Origin of the sequence: Corynebacterium sp. UMB4614, assembly GCF_030217065.1 — a bacterium.
Classification (GTDB): domain Bacteria; phylum Actinomycetota; class Actinomycetes; order Mycobacteriales; family Mycobacteriaceae; genus Corynebacterium.
The window spans coordinates 134,028-148,348 of the sequence record NZ_JASONC010000001.1 but is presented as its reverse complement, the minus strand read 5'-3'; the positions used below and the strand labels follow the sequence as shown (position 1 = coordinate 148,348).

13 protein-coding genes are annotated in these 14,321 nt (G+C 66.6%); all 13 read right to left on the bottom strand.

Features of this window, described 5'->3' with window-relative positions; all coding sequences use genetic code 11:
- Positions 1–32 precede the first annotated feature (32 nt).
- The 13 genes from QP413_RS00610 to murG all read right to left on the bottom strand — a co-directional run bounded on the left by QP413_RS00610 (position 33) and on the right by murG (position 14,320).
- Positions 33–557 carry a hypothetical protein gene (locus QP413_RS00610; RefSeq protein WP_284780073.1) on the bottom strand — a complete coding sequence of 175 codons (525 nt, stop codon included), beginning with the start codon at positions 555–557 and terminating at the stop codon, positions 33–35.
- A gap of 88 nt (positions 558–645) precedes the next feature.
- Positions 646–2,067, bottom strand: a complete 1,422-nt coding sequence (locus QP413_RS00605; RefSeq protein WP_284780072.1) for a DNA polymerase IV — start codon at positions 2,065–2,067, stop codon at positions 646–648.
- 6 nt (positions 2,068–2,073) lie between these two features.
- A complete protein-coding gene (gene ileS / locus QP413_RS00600) occupies positions 2,074–5,268 on the bottom strand; it encodes an isoleucine--tRNA ligase (protein ID WP_070758026.1) in 3,195 nt (1,064 codons plus the stop codon).
- Positions 5,269–5,545: 277 nt separating this feature from the next.
- Positions 5,546–5,710, bottom strand: coding sequence for a hypothetical protein (locus tag QP413_RS00595; protein WP_168167033.1), 165 nt, complete (start codon positions 5,708–5,710; stop codon positions 5,546–5,548).
- Between the two features lie 5 nt (positions 5,711–5,715).
- Entirely contained in the window at positions 5,716–6,786 is a 1,071-nt protein-coding gene (locus QP413_RS00590) for a DivIVA domain-containing protein (RefSeq protein WP_284780071.1), read from the bottom strand.
- Between the two features lie 180 nt (positions 6,787–6,966).
- On the bottom strand, positions 6,967–7,254 hold the full coding sequence (locus QP413_RS00585) for a YggT family protein (RefSeq protein WP_070758022.1): 288 nt from the start codon (positions 7,252–7,254) through the stop codon (positions 6,967–6,969).
- 6 nt (positions 7,255–7,260) lie between these two features.
- A complete protein-coding gene (locus QP413_RS00580; protein WP_070758020.1) occupies positions 7,261–7,821 on the bottom strand; it encodes a cell division protein SepF in 561 nt (186 codons plus the stop codon).
- Between the two features lie 56 nt (positions 7,822–7,877).
- Positions 7,878–8,588, bottom strand: a complete 711-nt coding sequence (locus QP413_RS00575) for a YggS family pyridoxal phosphate enzyme (RefSeq protein ID WP_284780070.1) — start codon at positions 8,586–8,588, stop codon at positions 7,878–7,880.
- On the bottom strand, positions 8,585–9,319 hold the full coding sequence (gene pgeF, locus QP413_RS00570; protein WP_284780067.1) for a peptidoglycan editing factor PgeF: 735 nt from the start codon (positions 9,317–9,319) through the stop codon (positions 8,585–8,587). The genes QP413_RS00575 and pgeF overlap by 4 nt, the downstream gene beginning before the upstream one ends.
- Before the next feature lie 5 nt (positions 9,320–9,324).
- Complete coding sequence (ftsZ, locus tag QP413_RS00565) at positions 9,325–10,590, bottom strand: cell division protein FtsZ (RefSeq protein ID WP_070758015.1); 1,266 nt, start codon at positions 10,588–10,590, stop codon at positions 9,325–9,327.
- A gap of 242 nt (positions 10,591–10,832) precedes the next feature.
- A complete protein-coding gene (locus QP413_RS00560) occupies positions 10,833–11,597 on the bottom strand; it encodes a cell division protein FtsQ/DivIB (protein ID WP_284780064.1) in 765 nt (254 codons plus the stop codon).
- A gap of 5 nt (positions 11,598–11,602) precedes the next feature.
- Positions 11,603–13,066, bottom strand: coding sequence for a UDP-N-acetylmuramate--L-alanine ligase (gene murC, locus QP413_RS00555; RefSeq protein ID WP_284757801.1), 1,464 nt, complete (start codon positions 13,064–13,066; stop codon positions 11,603–11,605).
- Positions 13,067–13,186: 120 nt separating this feature from the next.
- A complete protein-coding gene (gene murG / locus QP413_RS00550) occupies positions 13,187–14,320 on the bottom strand; it encodes an undecaprenyldiphospho-muramoylpentapeptide beta-N-acetylglucosaminyltransferase (RefSeq protein ID WP_284780063.1) in 1,134 nt (377 codons plus the stop codon).
- Between the last annotated feature and the right edge of the window lies 1 nt (position 14,321).

Here is a 14,321-nt window from a genome sequence, read left to right as displayed (position 1 = left end):
GCCCAGGGAGCAGAGCCCAGGGCGTGGGGAGCTTAGAGCTCCTTACACATCGGCGGGACCTGCTCCGGCAGAACCGTCTCGACGAGGGTGCACGCCCAGCGGGTGTCCAGCTTCCACTTGCCATCCTCGTGGACGAACTCCACTCCACTGATGACCTGCGGGTCCCGCTCCGGCGCCTGCAGCTTGATGGTGGCCTCGGCCATATCCGGCAGCACGCCCGGCAGCACCGGGTCCACGACCTCGAGCTTCGCCTGAGCCTCGCTCTGGCTGCGGGTCAGCGCCTCGAAGATTTCCGGAGCCTGGTCACCATCCACGACGGAATTGACCTTCTCCTCGGCTGGGACGCGCGGGTCAACGGCCTTGAGGAGGACCTCCTGCAGTTCCTGAGGGGTCGGCAGCTTCTCCTCCGGTGCGGTGGAGGACGGTGCGCTGCTGGCGGTGGTCTGCTCGGTGGTGGCTGCGTTATCCGCATCCTCCGAGCCGCAGGCGGTCAGCATGAGGCCAGCGACGGCAGCGGTTGCCACGGCCACGGACTTCCAGATCTTCACGGTCAACATTCTCCTTCGACGCGGGGGTGTCAAAGCCCTGATCCTACTCGCCTGGGTGTCAAAGCCCGCTTCCGCAGGCGTTGGTGTGCGCCGGATCTCATTCCGGGCGGGGCTCAGTCGGGTCTACCCCACCGAGCTCCAGCTGCCCGCCGTCATCATCCGCAGCCGTATCCCAGGCCAGGCTGTCCAGCGGGTCCGCGGGCTGGAGCTTCGGGTCGTCGGTGCCGAAGGTGGCGATGCGTCCCGGACCGGTTTCGCGGGTCTCAAAGCGCACCGTCACCACGCCCACCCCACTTCCCTGCACCCAGCCATGCCCGTAATCCGGGTGCCAGACGTCCTGGGTCTGTTTCCACCGGTTTTCCGACTGCTCCCCCGCACCCCCGGGGTGTGACTCGCCAGCTGCGTCGGCCTCCGCCGGGATCACGCCAGGGCCGCTAACGGTCGTAGCACTCGGGTGCGGCACCGCGGGGTGGCTGAGCTCTGGGAAGAGCATCTCCTGCCGGTCGTGGCTGAGTCCGGAGAATCCCACGCCCACCAGCCGCACTGCGCCGGAGTCCTCCGGGCGCGGCAGTACCGCGCGGGCGGCGCGCAACAACTGCTCGAAGTCATCGGTTGGTGCGGGCAGCGTGGTTGACCGGGTGTGCAGCGCGAAGTCGCTGGTACGGATCTTCACCGTGACAGTGCGTGCGGCCCGACCGTCCTTGCGCAGCCGCCGATAGGCCTGCCGGGCGGAGAGTTCCATGATGTTCAGCACGTCCCGGTAGGTCCGCGCGTCCACCGGCAGGGTCTGTTCGGCGCTGATCTGCTTCGCCTCCGCCCGTGGGGCCACGGGCCGGGGGTCGTCACCGCCGGCCATGACCTGAACCTCAAGGCCGACCTTGCCGAGCAGTGATTTCACGTCGGTGGGGTCCATGTCCACGAACTGCTGAATCGTGTACACGCCTACGTCGGCGAGCTTGGCCTGAGCAACCCGACCGATCCCCCATAGGTCGCCCACGGGGCGGGGCCCGAAGGTGGCCATCCGGTCCTCCACCACGAAGATGCCGTGGGGCTTGGCCAGGTCGCTGGCCATCTTCGCGTCCAGCTTGGTGCTCGCCATCCCGATGGAGCATGGCAGCTCCGTGGCCTCCTCCACCGCGCGCTGGAGGCCCTCGGCCCACCGCCGGGCGGCCGCGGCGTCGGCCAACCCCTGTGGTTCGGCGAAGCCCTCGTCGACCGAGAGCTGCTCGACCACGCCCGCGCGCTCGGCGATGACCTGGAAGATTCGCCGGGAAATGGTCTTATACAGCACCGACCGGGGCTGGACCACGATCGCTCGGTTGCGGCACAGCCGGATCGCCTGGTGCATCGGCATGGCTGAGCGCGCGCCGTACACGCGCGCCTCGTAGCTCGCCCCGGCCACAACCCCGCGCCCGGACATCCCGCCCACAAGGACGGGCCGGTCACGCAGGGTCGGCCGGGTCAGCTGCTCCACGGACGCGTAGAACGCGTCCATGTCGATGTGGGCGACCCAGCGCATGGCGGCTTAGCGAGCCACCTTTGCCACCTCGGCGGTCACGCCGGCCACGATCTCGTGGCCCAGCTTCTCGCCGGTGAGCACCTCGTGCTCCACCGCAAGGACCTCCTCGGCGATGTGGCCGATGTGCTGCTTAGCCCAGTCCTGCTTCTCCGCCGGCACCGACAGGCGCAGGCTGATGCGGTCGGAGACCTCGAAGCCCTCGTTCTTGCGGGCGTCTTGCAGGCCGCGGATGACATCCGCTGCCCAGCCTTCGGCCTCCAGCTCGGGGGTGACGGTCGTGTCGAGGACCACCAGACCGTCGACCCCACCCGGGCCCGCGACGCGCGCGGTGGAGTCCGGGTTCTCCGCCACCAGGCGCTCGGTGTACAGCTCCGGGGTCAGGACGATATCGCCGTCGACGACGACGTTCTCGCCGTCACGGACGTAGTTACCGGCCTTGACGTTCTTGATCGCGCGCTGGACGTCACGGCCAAGCGTCGGGCCGGCAACCTTCGCGTTGACGACGACCTCGAAGCTGCCCGCGGAGTCAACGTCATCCGTCAACTCCACGTCCTTGACATTGACCTCGTCGCGGATGGTGGCGGCGAAGTCCGCGAGCCGTGCAGACTCCGGCAACGCGACCGTGAGCTTCGGCAGCGGCAGACGGTTGCGCAGCTTATTGGACTTGCGCACCGAGCTGGCCGAGGAGCAGACCGCACGGGTAGCATCCATCGCGTCGACGAGCTCCGCGTCGGCCGGGAAGTCCTCGGCCTTCGGGTAGTCCGCCAGGTGGACGGAACGCTCGCCGGTGAGCCCACGCCAGATGACCTCGGAGATGTACGGCAGCAGCGGCGCGGTCACGCGGGTGGCCACCTCGAGCACCGTGTACAGGGTGTCGAAGGCCTCCGGGTGAGCCTCCTGGCCAGCCCAGAAACGGTCACGGGAGCGGCGCACGTACCAGTTGGTGAGGATGTCGGCGTACTGACGCACCTCGTCGCAGGCGTCCGCGATACGGGTATCGGCCAGGGCCTTGTCCACGTTGGCCACCAGGTCGTGGGTCTTGGCGAGAATGTAGCGGTCCAGCACGTTATCGGAGTCCACGGACCAGCGCGCCTCCTCGGAGGCGTAGAGCTGCAGGAAGCTGTACGCATTCCAGATCGGCAGCAGCGCCTGGCGCACGCCCTCGCGGATGCCCTGCTCGGTGACGATCAGGTTACCGCCACGCAGGATCGGGCTGGACATGAGGAACCAGCGCATCGCGTCGGAGCCGTCACGGTCGAAGACCTCGTTGACGTCCGGGTAGTTGCCCTTGGACTTGGACATCTTCAGCCCGTCGGAGCCCAGGACGATGCCGTGGGCGACGACCTTCTTGAACGCCGGGCGGTCGAACAGCGCGGTGGAGAGTACGTGCTGGACGTAGAACCAGCCGCGGGACTGGCCGGAGTACTCGACGATGAAATCCGCCGGCTGCTCCTCCTCGAAGGCCGCCACGTTCTCAAACGGGTAGTGGTACTGGGCGAAAGGCATGGAGCCAGACTCGAACCAGCAGTCGAGGACGTCCGGGACGCGGCGCATCATGGACTTGCCGGTCGGGTCATCCGGGTTCGGGCGGACCAGCTCGTCGATGTCCGGGCGGTGCAGGGACTTCGGGCGGACGCCGAAGTCGGCCTCCAGCTCCTCGATGGAGCCGTAGACGTCCACGCGTGGGTACTGCGGGTCATCGGAAACCCACGCTGGGACCGGGGAGCCCCAGTAGCGGGTGCGGGAGATGTTCCAGTCGCGGGCCCCCTCCAGCCACTTACCGAACTGGCCGTCGCGGATGTGCTCCGGGATCCACTCGATCTGCTGGTTGAGCTCCACCATGCGGTCGCGGATCTCGAGCACATTCACGAACCAGCCGGGCAGAGCCATGTAGATCAGCGGCTCGCCGGAGCGCCAGGAGTGCGGGTAGGAGTGGACGATCGTCTGGTCGCGCAGGACGCGCTGCTTGGCCTTCAGATCGCGGATGATGTCGCGGTTGGCGTCGAAGACGAGCGTGCCCTGGTACTCGGGCACCAGGGAGGTGAACTTGCCGTCGGCATCCACTGGGATGACCAGGTCGATGCCGTAGCCCTTACAGACGTCCATATCGTCCTCGCCGAAGGCCGGGGCCTGGTGGACGACACCGGTGCCGTCCTCGGTGGACACGTAGTCCGCGACGAGCACCATGAAGGCGTTGTCCTGATCAGCGAAGTGATCGAAGACCGGGGTGTACTCCAGGCCCTCAAGCTCAGCGCCGGTGAAGGTCGCCAGCACCTCTGGCTCCTTGCCGAGCTCCTTGGCGTAGGCACCCAGCAGTGCACTAGCCAGCAGCAGCTTCGCGCCGACGAAGCCCTCCGCACCGTCGTCGCCGACCTTGACCAGGGAGTACTCGATCTCCGGGCCGACGGCCAGGGCGAGGTTGGACGGCAGCGTCCACGGGGTCGTCGTCCAGGCGATGGCCGCGGCGTCGTGCAGCTCGGGGTGCGCCTCCCAAGTCTTGGTGGCTGGGTAGCCCTCGCGTGCGCCGGTGAACGGCATGGTCACGGTGACCGTCGGGTCCTGGCGGTCGCGGTAGGAGTCGTCGAGGCGGGTCTCCTGGTTGGACAGCGGGGTGTGCTCGGCCCAGGAGTACGGCAGCACGCGGAAGCCCTGGTAGATCAGGCCCTTGTCGTAGAGCTCCTTGAAAGCCCACATGACGGACTCCATGTAGTCCTGGTCCATGGTCTTGTAGCCGTTGTCGAAGTCGACCCAGCGAGCCTGACGGGTGACGTAGTTCTCCCACTCATCGGCGTAGTGCATGACGGACTTGGCGCAGTACTCGTTGAAGCGGTCGAGCCCCATGGACTCGATCTCGCCCTTGTCCTTGATGCCCAGTTGCTTCTCCGCCTCCAGCTCGGCAGGCAGGCCGTGGCAGTCCCAGCCGAAGACGCGCGGGACGTGGTAGCCGGCCATGGTGCGGTAGCGCGGGACGATGTCCTTGACGTAGCCGGTGAGCAGGTGGCCGTAGTGCGGCAGGCCGTTGGCGAACGGCGGGCCGTCGTTGAAGACGTACTCCTCGTTGTCCTTGCGGTTATCGAGGCTGGCCTGGAAGGTATTGTCCTTCTTCCAGTACTTCAGTACCTCTTCTTCCATGGCCGGGAAGTTGCTGCCCCCGCCGCTCATGTCCACGCGGGGGTAGACGCCGCCAGCTGGTGTAGCCATAAGAAAATCCTCGTCTCTGGTGCTTAAAATGAAATTTCTTTCAAGCACAGGGACGAGGATTCGCGGTACCACCCTGCTTGAAGCCTTCCGTGGGCGCCACCCGCCCGTTGGAAAGGCTTCCTCTTATCTTGCGTTGTTGTACGGAACGCGACTCCGCTCGGTTCTACTGGGCATCCCTCGTGGGGGCTGTTCTTCCGAGACGCTCGCCGGTGATGGCCGGGTCCTCGCGGTGGGTTGGCTCGGTGTGGCTGCCAACCCTAGGGGTAAAGCTATGTAGTTATTTTTTGCTCTTCCGGTGCTGGATGGCCTCTGCGATGGAGAGCAGGACTCCGATGGCTGCGATGATCACGCAGATCCAGGCCCAGGTGACTGAGCCCAGGTAGAGCGCCACCAGGAGTGCCGCAAATCCGAGGACCGCGAGGCCCAGTGAGGCCACGAGCATGATCGCTAGTTTCGCTCGCCTTCGCCCTCGACGGCCTTCGGCGCTGCGGTGCCGCGGCTGTTGAGGTCCTCAAGCTGGGACTCGAGGAAGGTCTTCAGGCGGGTGCGGTACTCGCGCTCGTAGGTGCGCAGCTCCTCGATGCGGGCCTCGAGAGCGGTCTGCTGCTTCTTCACCGTGGTCATGATCTCGGTGTGCTTGCGCTCGGCGTCCTGCTGCAGGGCGTTGGCCTTCTCCTGCGCCTGGCGCACGGTGGCCTCTGCCTGAGCGTTGGCGTCGGAGACCAGGGTCTCGGACTTCTGCTTCGCGTCGGAGAGCTGGGTCTCGGACTTCTGCTTCGCGTCGGCCAGCATCTTCTCGGAGCGGGTCTTCGCGTCGGAGAGCTGCTCCTCGGAACGCTTCTGGGAGTCCGCCAGCTGGTTCTTCGCGGTGGAGTCCGCGTTGTCCAGGGTCTTCTTCGCCTCGGCGCGGGCCTCATCCAGCATGGCGTTGGACTCGGTCTTCGCGTCGTTGGTGAGGCGGTCGGCCATCTCCTGAGCCAGGGACAGCACGCGGGCGGCCTGCATGTGGGTGTCCTCGGTGGCAGCGCCCTTGGCAGCTGCACCACCGGCGACACCGGAAGCCTGCGGGGCAGCCTTGCCAGCCTGGGACTTCGCGGCCTCGGCATCCTGCTGAGCCTTCTTCGCCTTCTGCTCAGCTTCCTGGGCGCGACGCTCAGCGGCCTCGGCGCGCTGCTCCGCCTCCTTCAGCTTGGACTGCAGGCCGGAGACCTCTTCAGCCCCCTTAGACTGGGAGTTCTGCGCTTCGCGGCGAGCCTCCTCGCGGACCTCGGCCTCAACCTCGGAGCGGATCTGCTTGCGCAGTGCCTCCTCGTCGACCTTGGTGTCCGCTGCGGCAACGACCGGCTGGCCACCGTCGCCCACCTGGCTGCGAAGTTCAGCGTTCTCGTCCTGGAGCTCGGCGAGGGTGTCCTCAACGAGGTCGAGGAACTGATCGACCTCGTCCTCGTTGTAGCCACGCTTACCAATCGGGGGCTTACTGAACGCAACATTGTGAACGTCAGCTGGTGTGAGCGCCATCAATACTTCCCTTCGCTCTCGGTTATTTTCGGCAATGCCTGTCTGCAGGATGGTTTTATTCTTCAGAAAGACTGTATTCCACCATACCAGCGCGAAAAGGCTTTGTTCCTATCAAGAGGCGGTTTTCTTCACCAGTTCTGAAAAACCATCGCCCTGGCCGGGTGCTCCCGGGATTCCTCGCTAGAGGAGGGAGTACAGAATCATCGTGAGAATCTGCAGACCAAAGAACAGCACCAAGACAGAAACGTCGAGGGCAACCCCGCCCATATTCAGCGGCGGGATGAGCTTACGCAGCCCCTTGACCGGCGGATCGGTGATCGCGAAGATCGGCTCGGCAAGCATGATGAACCAGCGCTGCGGGCGCCAATTCTGGGAGAAGGACTGCACCATCTCCACGATGATCCGCACGATGAGGAGCAGCGTGAAAAGGCGGACGAGCAGGATGAGTGCTCCGATGAGGTTGACCACTCGGGATCAGCCCTCCGTCAGCTGATCCAGCTGGGACTGCTCGAGCTCAATGCCGTGCGGGATCAGCACGAAGTTACGAACCCCACCCAGCTTCTTCAGCTCGGCGTCCAGGCCCAGGCTCAGGCCTGCGGCGAAGTCCAGCACGCGGGTTGCGGCGGACTTCTCCATCCCGCCCAGGTTGAAGACGACGACGTCGCCGGTCTTCAGCGCCTCGGAGATCTCGCGCGCCTGGTTGTACTCGTTCAGCGCCAGGCGGATAACCATCGGATTCTTCTGCGCCGGGGCAGCCTCACGCTCGGTAGCACCATAGCGGGAACGTGCCGGGGCCGCGTGCTCCCGGTCGGAACCGTAGCCGTGAGAGGAGCCAGCCTCGGAGCGTCGCTCGCTGGAGCGGTAGGAACCGTAGTGATCGGAGTCGTAGCGTCCGGCCGAACGGTCCTCACGCTCGTGGCGCTCGGTGCGCTCGGGGCGCTCTTCGAAGTTATCCCGGTAGTAAGGGTCCTCGTAGCTTTCTACGCCCCCGAGCCCGAAGAACTCCTTGAACTTATCGCCAAAGCCCTCAGCCATGCTTGGGTTTCCTTTCGCTTGCTGCAATCACTGTTTATTGGGGTATTCGTTGTTCGTTAACGTACTGGTCGCGGGCCCATGATGTCCGTACCGACACGCACCAACGTGGAGCCCTCGCCGATCGCGATCTCCAGGTCGTGGCTCATGCCCGCGGAGTACACCGGCGCGCCAAGAACCCGGTCGCTGATGCCGTCCAGCAGCGCGCGGCCGCGGGCGAAGACCTCGGCCGGGTCACTGCCCAAAGGAGGGACGGTCATGAGGCCGCGCAGCTCGAGGTGTTCCGATCCCGCAACCAGGTCCGCGAGCTGGTCGATCTGGTCCTCCGGGGCACCGCCGCGCTGGGGGTCACCGTCGGCGCTGAACTGCACCAGTACCGGCAGCTTCTCCGCCCGGTCGCCGCGCTCCAGCGCCAGGCCGGTGCCGCGTTCGAGGGCGTTAATGAGGCGCTCCGAGTCCGCGGTGTGGACGGCGGCTGCCCACCGAGCCACGGAGTTGGCCTTGTTGGTCTGGATCTGACCCACCATGTGGATCTCGACGCTTCCCGCCAGGTCAGCGGCCTTGCGCTTGGCTTCCTGTTCGCGGTTTTCCCCGACCGCGTGGATGCCGCCGGCGCGCAGGAGCTCGATGTCCTCTACCGGGTGAAACTTCGTGATCGGCAGGAGGTCTGCTCCCCCGGCCACGGCGATGCGCTGCCGCACGGCTCGGAGGTTCTCCGCCAGCTGCTCTGCCCGCTGGGCGCGGGCCTTATCTCCATCTGGGCTTGTCATGATGGCATCCAGATTACGCCAGCTTGGCGACCGGTGGTTCCCTCGCGGCGGTAGCTGAACAGGTTCTCGGAGGCAATGGTGCAACGTGGGTCGATGTCCACCGCGCCCACGCCGAGGCTTTCGAGCTGGCGGGCGATGCCCGCCCGGATGTCGAGCCCGGTGGTCCCCTGCTTCGTACGGGTTTTCGCCCCAGGCAGGCGGGACTCCACGTCCGCCGCCATGTCGGCCGGAACCTCGTAGTTTTCGCCGCTGGCCGCAGCCCCCATCACCGCGTGGATCGCGGTGGGGTTGGCGCCAAGCTCCACCATGCGCTCCACGGCCCGGGGAACGATGCCGTTGCGGGCCCCGATCCGCCCGGCGTGGACCGCGGCGATGACGCGGGCGTCCTGATCGGCGAGCAGGAGGGGGACGCAGTCGGCAGTCAGGACGACCAGCGGGACGTCCCGCAGCGTCGTGACGAGAGCGTCGGAGGCCGGCACGGGACCCGACCCCACCATGTCCGCGGTGACCTCCGTGACCGTCGGGGTGTGCAGCTGCTCCATGAACATGAAGCGCTCCGCGTCGAGCCCCAGGATCTCGGCGAGTCGTCCGCGGTTGGCGGCGACCGCCGCCGGGTCGTCCCCGACGTGATCTCCCAGGTTAAAGCTGCCGTAGGGAGCCTCGGAGACGCCACCGTCACGGGTGGTAAACACCATCCGGACGGGGCGCTCGGTCGGGTGTGCCGTAGCCATCGCTGTTAGAGGAAGGACGGGAGGTCGAGGTCGTCGCCCTCGTCCGGGCCGTCGGTGCGCTCGTGGCGCGGGCGAGCCGGCTCGTCAGAGGTGAACAGGCCGCCGCCGCGTGCGGGGTTCTGACCTGCGCGGCCCTCGCGGGCGGCGAAGGAGCTCTGGCGCTCCTGGCGCGGCTCGCTTGCCGGGGTCGCTGGCTGGGCCGGTGCGGCTTCCTGCAGTGGCTCAGCCTCGACGCGCGGGGCCTCGGAGTCACCGAAGATGCTGGCGCCGCGGTTCTCGGCAGCGTGGGCAGCCCCGCCGCGCTGGGCGCTGGAGGATGCCGACGGGGAGTCGTCGAAGCCGGTGGCGATGACGGTGACGCGAACCTCGTCGCCGAGCTGGTCGTCGATGATGGTGCCGAAGATGATGTTGGCGTCCTCGTCGGCCATGGTCTGGACCAGGGATGCGGCCTCGGAGACCTCCATCAGGCCCAGGTCGGAGCCACCCGCGAAGGAGAGCAGCACACCCTTGGCGCCCTGCATGGTGTTCTCCAGCAGCGGGGAGTTGATCGCAGCCTCGGTGGCCTTGACGGCGCGCTGCTCGCCACGGGAAGTACCGATGCCCATCAGGGCGGAGCCGGCGTCGGTCATGACGGAGCGGACGTCCGCGAAGTCCACGTTGATCACGCCCGGGGTGGTGATCAGCTTGGTGATGCCCTCGACACCGGACAGCAGGACCTCGTCCGCCTTGCGGAAAGCGTCCATCATGGACAGCTGCTCGTCGGAAAGCTTCAGCAGGGAGTCGTTCGGAATGACGATGAGGGTGTCACAGACGTCGCGGAGCTCCTCGATACCCGCCAGGGCCTGCTTGGTGCGGCGCGGCCCCTCGAAGGTGAACGGACGGGTGACGACGCCGACGGTCAGGGCGTTCTGCTTCTTCGCGATGTTGGCAACGACCGGAGCGGCACCGGTGCCGGTGCCACCGCCCTCACCGGCGGTAACGAAGACCATGTCCGCACCAGCGAGAATCTCCTCGATCTGGTCCTTGTGGTCCTCGGCGGACTTGCGGCCGACATCCGGGTTGGCACCAGCGCCGAGACCGCGGGTCTCCTCGCGGCCGATGTCGAGCTTCACGTCGGCATCGGTGAGCATGAGAGCCTGCGCGTCGGTGTTGATCGCGATGAACTCCACGCCCTGGAGCTTCTCATCGATCATGCGGTTGACGGCGTTGACTCCGCCGCCGCCGACACCAACCACCTTGATTTCTGCGAGGTGGTTTCCAGGAGTTGTCATAAAGTTTTCCGCCTTCCTTGTGCGCGAGCCTTCGGGGAAAGGTCCGCGCTTTTTCGTGGAGCCTTTTCGTTGCCTTCCATCTTGACCCGTAGGGCCAAAGATTTGGCGCACATTTCAGGAGCGTGTCGTATCTTTAAAGTTCTACTTTAAGGTTCCGACCTGCGAATATCGGCACATGAGTCACACCAGTCACACGCGCTTCAGGAGCGCCGCGCCAACCCCAACGCAGCGAAAAATCCCTGTTAATCCCGGGCTGTCGGCATGGCGGGATTAGACACGTTCCACGTGGGCTGCTCGCGCTGCAGCACCACGCGCACCGCCTCGGCCTTTTCCGTCAGCTGCTCGGCAGCTCCGAAGTACACGACCTTGCGAGGCTTCTGCTCCCCCTCCGGGGCGGGCAGTTCGAAGGTCATCTCAACCGCTTCGGCGTTCGGGACCGCGACCTCCACCAGTTGCTTGCGGTTCTCCGGCTGCAGCGCATTCACCGCCGCCGCACCGGCAGCCAGTGCCCGGGTGTCGCCGTCCTTGACCTTTGTAAACGGCACCGCACCCTCCGGGGCCGGCCCCTTAAGGAAGACCTTGCCGTCCCGGTCGATCAGGGATGTCTCCCCACCCTCGTCGAGCACGCCGACGGCCTCGTGTTCGGTGATTTGAATTGTCACGGTGCTCGGCCAGCTGCGTGAGACGGTTACCTTCTTCACCCACGGCGTCGGAGCGACGTTCCGGGCGACCTGCTCGGTATCCAGGCGCAGCATGTTGCTCTGCTGGCCCACCCCGCTCGCTTCGCTGACCTGCTGGGCGTCAGCGTTTTTGGCGCCCTGGACGTCGACGTTCTTGACGGTAAGAACCGGGAAGAAGAAGAGCACCGCCCACGCGACAACGACGGCGAGCACCGCCACAAACGCCCACCGGCGCCGCGCGTGCTTGCTTCGCCTGCGACGTTCCCGGGCCTGCACTCCCGCGCTGCGGGGGCCGCGCCGATCGCGAGTGGTCTTTTCTTCCGCCATGGCCCCTACTCCCCCTGCGCTTCCCGGCCGCAGCGCAGGATCTCATCGGCGAGCATGGTGACCGTGCCAGCACCAATGGTGAGCACCACGTCCCCCGGCTTCGCGATGCCGATGACCTGCTCCGCAACAGCGGAGAAGTCCGGCTGGAAGTGCCAGTCGCAGGTCAGCTTCTCACCGATGATGCGGGAATCCACGCCCTCCACCGGCTGCTCACGCGCGCCGAAAATATCCAGCAGAACAACCTCGTCCGCCAGGGACAGGGCACGGGCGAATTCAGCGGCGAAGTTCATGGTGCGGCTGTACAGGTGGGGCTGGAATACCGCGATGATGCGTCCGGCGTCGGTCGCCTCGACCAGCTCCTTAGCGGCGGTGAGCACCGCGGTGACCTCGGTCGGGTGGTGCGCATAATCGTCGTAGACCCGCACGCCACCGGCCTCACCGTGGTACTCGAAACGGCGGCGCACCCCGTCGAAATCGGCCACCCCAGCGATGACCTTCTCCAGGTCCGCGCCCAAGAGGGCACCGCCGGTGATCGCGGCGACCCCGTTGAGCGTCATGTGTGCCCCCGGGATGGCCACGCGGATGTCCTCACAGCGTTCCTCCTGGCCGGGCAGGGTGAACCGAACCTTCGCAGCCGTACCACGTGCGTCGGGGCGCATCTCCTCGATAATCGCGGCGGCCGGGATATCCGGGTGTTGGTCGACGGCCGCGCGGGTGCCGTAACCCAACACCGTGGGCGCCGAACCCGCGGCGCGAACCCGGGCTGCCAGCGCGGCAGCGCCCGGGTCGTCGAGGCAGCACACCAGGTAGCCACCCGGGGTGACCTTCGTGGCGAACTCATCAAAGATCGCCACATAGGCCTGTTCCGTGCCGTAGTAGTCGAGGTGATCCGGCTCGATGTTCGTGATCACCGCAACTTCCGGGCTATAGGAGAGGAACGAGCCATCGGATTCGTCGGCCTCGGCGATGAAGATCTCCCCGGTGCCGTGGTGGGCGTTCGTGCCCGCGCGGTTCAACTGCCCGCCGATGGCAAACGAAGGATCGAGGCCGGCGGCCTGCACGCCCACCACCGCCATCGAGGTCGTGGAGGTCTTCCCGTGGGTGCCCGCCAGTAGGAACGCCCGGCGATCGGACATGAGGGCGGCGAGCACGTCGGAGCGGCGGACGACGGGGATCCCGGCCTCGCGGGCAGCGGTGAGCTCAGGATTATCCTGCGGAATCGCGGCGAAGGAGGTCACGACAACCGTCGGAAGTGCCGCGCCACCGGTGACGTTGGCGGCGTCGTGTCCGATAGCGACCTCCGCCCCGGCTGCACGCAGCGCCAGAACGCTGCGGGAATCCTTCATGTCGGAGCCGGTGACGCTGTAGCCCCGGGCGAGCAGGATTCGAGCGATGCCGGACATCCCGGCCCCGCCGATGCCCACCATGTGGGTGCGGCTCAGATCAATCTGTTCAGGCTGCGTGGTCATGGGATCCTCAATCTTCGTGGGAAGGGCTATTGCCTTGAAAGGGGTGTCGTAATAATCGCACCGGGAGAGGCCACCTGCTGGTGCTGTGGCCCGGCGTCCGGTTGAAGCGGGTCTGGGCGCCTAGCGGGCTGCTGAAAGCAGAGCTCGAGCAATCTCGTCCGCCGCATCGCGGTGACCGGCGGACTCGGCTGCCGCGCTGGCCTGGGCCAGCCGCTGCTCGTCGCCGAGCAGTGCGGTGACCTCCGAGGCGACGCGCGCGCCGTCGAGCTCGGCATCGGGGACAATCACCCCGCCACCGGCGTCGACAACAGGGCGGGCGTTGAGCTCCTGCTCCCCGTTGCCGTGCGGCAGCGGGACGTAGATGCCAGGCAGGCCGACGGCGGAGACCTCGGCGACGGTCATCGCACCCGCGCGGCACAGTACGGCGTCGGCTGCGGCGAGCGCGAGATCCATGCGGTCGATATACGGCACCGCCTGGTAGCGGGGTGCGGTGTCGAATTCGGGTGCGGTGATCTCGTTCTTCTTGCCGAAGGCGTGGAGGACGCCCACGCCCGCCTCGTGGAGGGCATCGGCGGCGTCAACAACCCCGCGGTTGATGCTGGCGGCACCCTGGGAACCACCGGTGACCAGGAGGACCGGTCCTTCGGGGTCAAGGCCAAAGAACTCGCGGGCCTCGGCGCGCAACGCTGCGCGGTCCAGGTTCAACACGGATTCCTTGACCGGGGTGCCCACGATCTTCTCGTCCTTCAGGCCCGAGCCCGGCACGGCGGCCAGTGCAGTCCCACCGAGGCGAACGCCCAGCTTGTTAGACATGCCGGCACGGGCGTTGGCCTCGTGCACGAAGAACGGGATTCCCAGCGAACGGGCGGCGAGGTAGGCCGGAGCAGAGACGTAGCCACCAAAGCCGATGAGGACGTCCGCCTGGACGTCACGGAGGTGGGCCTTGGTCTCGTCGATGGCCTGCTTCAAACGCAGCGGCAGGGTGAATAGGTCCTTATTCACCTTCCTCGGGACCGGAACCGGCGGGATCATGCGCAGGTCAAAGCCGCGGTCAGGCACGATCGAGGCTTCCAATCCCTTGGGGCTACCCAGTGCGGTGATCCGGGCGTTCGGGGCCAGGCGCTTCACAGCCTCGGCGACCGCGAGCGCTGGCTCGATGTGGCCAGCGGTTCCGCCTCCTGCGACGACCACCGACGGCGCGGCATCGGTACGCCCGCCTGCTGGATGATCCTCCCGGTGTGTGCTGTGGCCCATG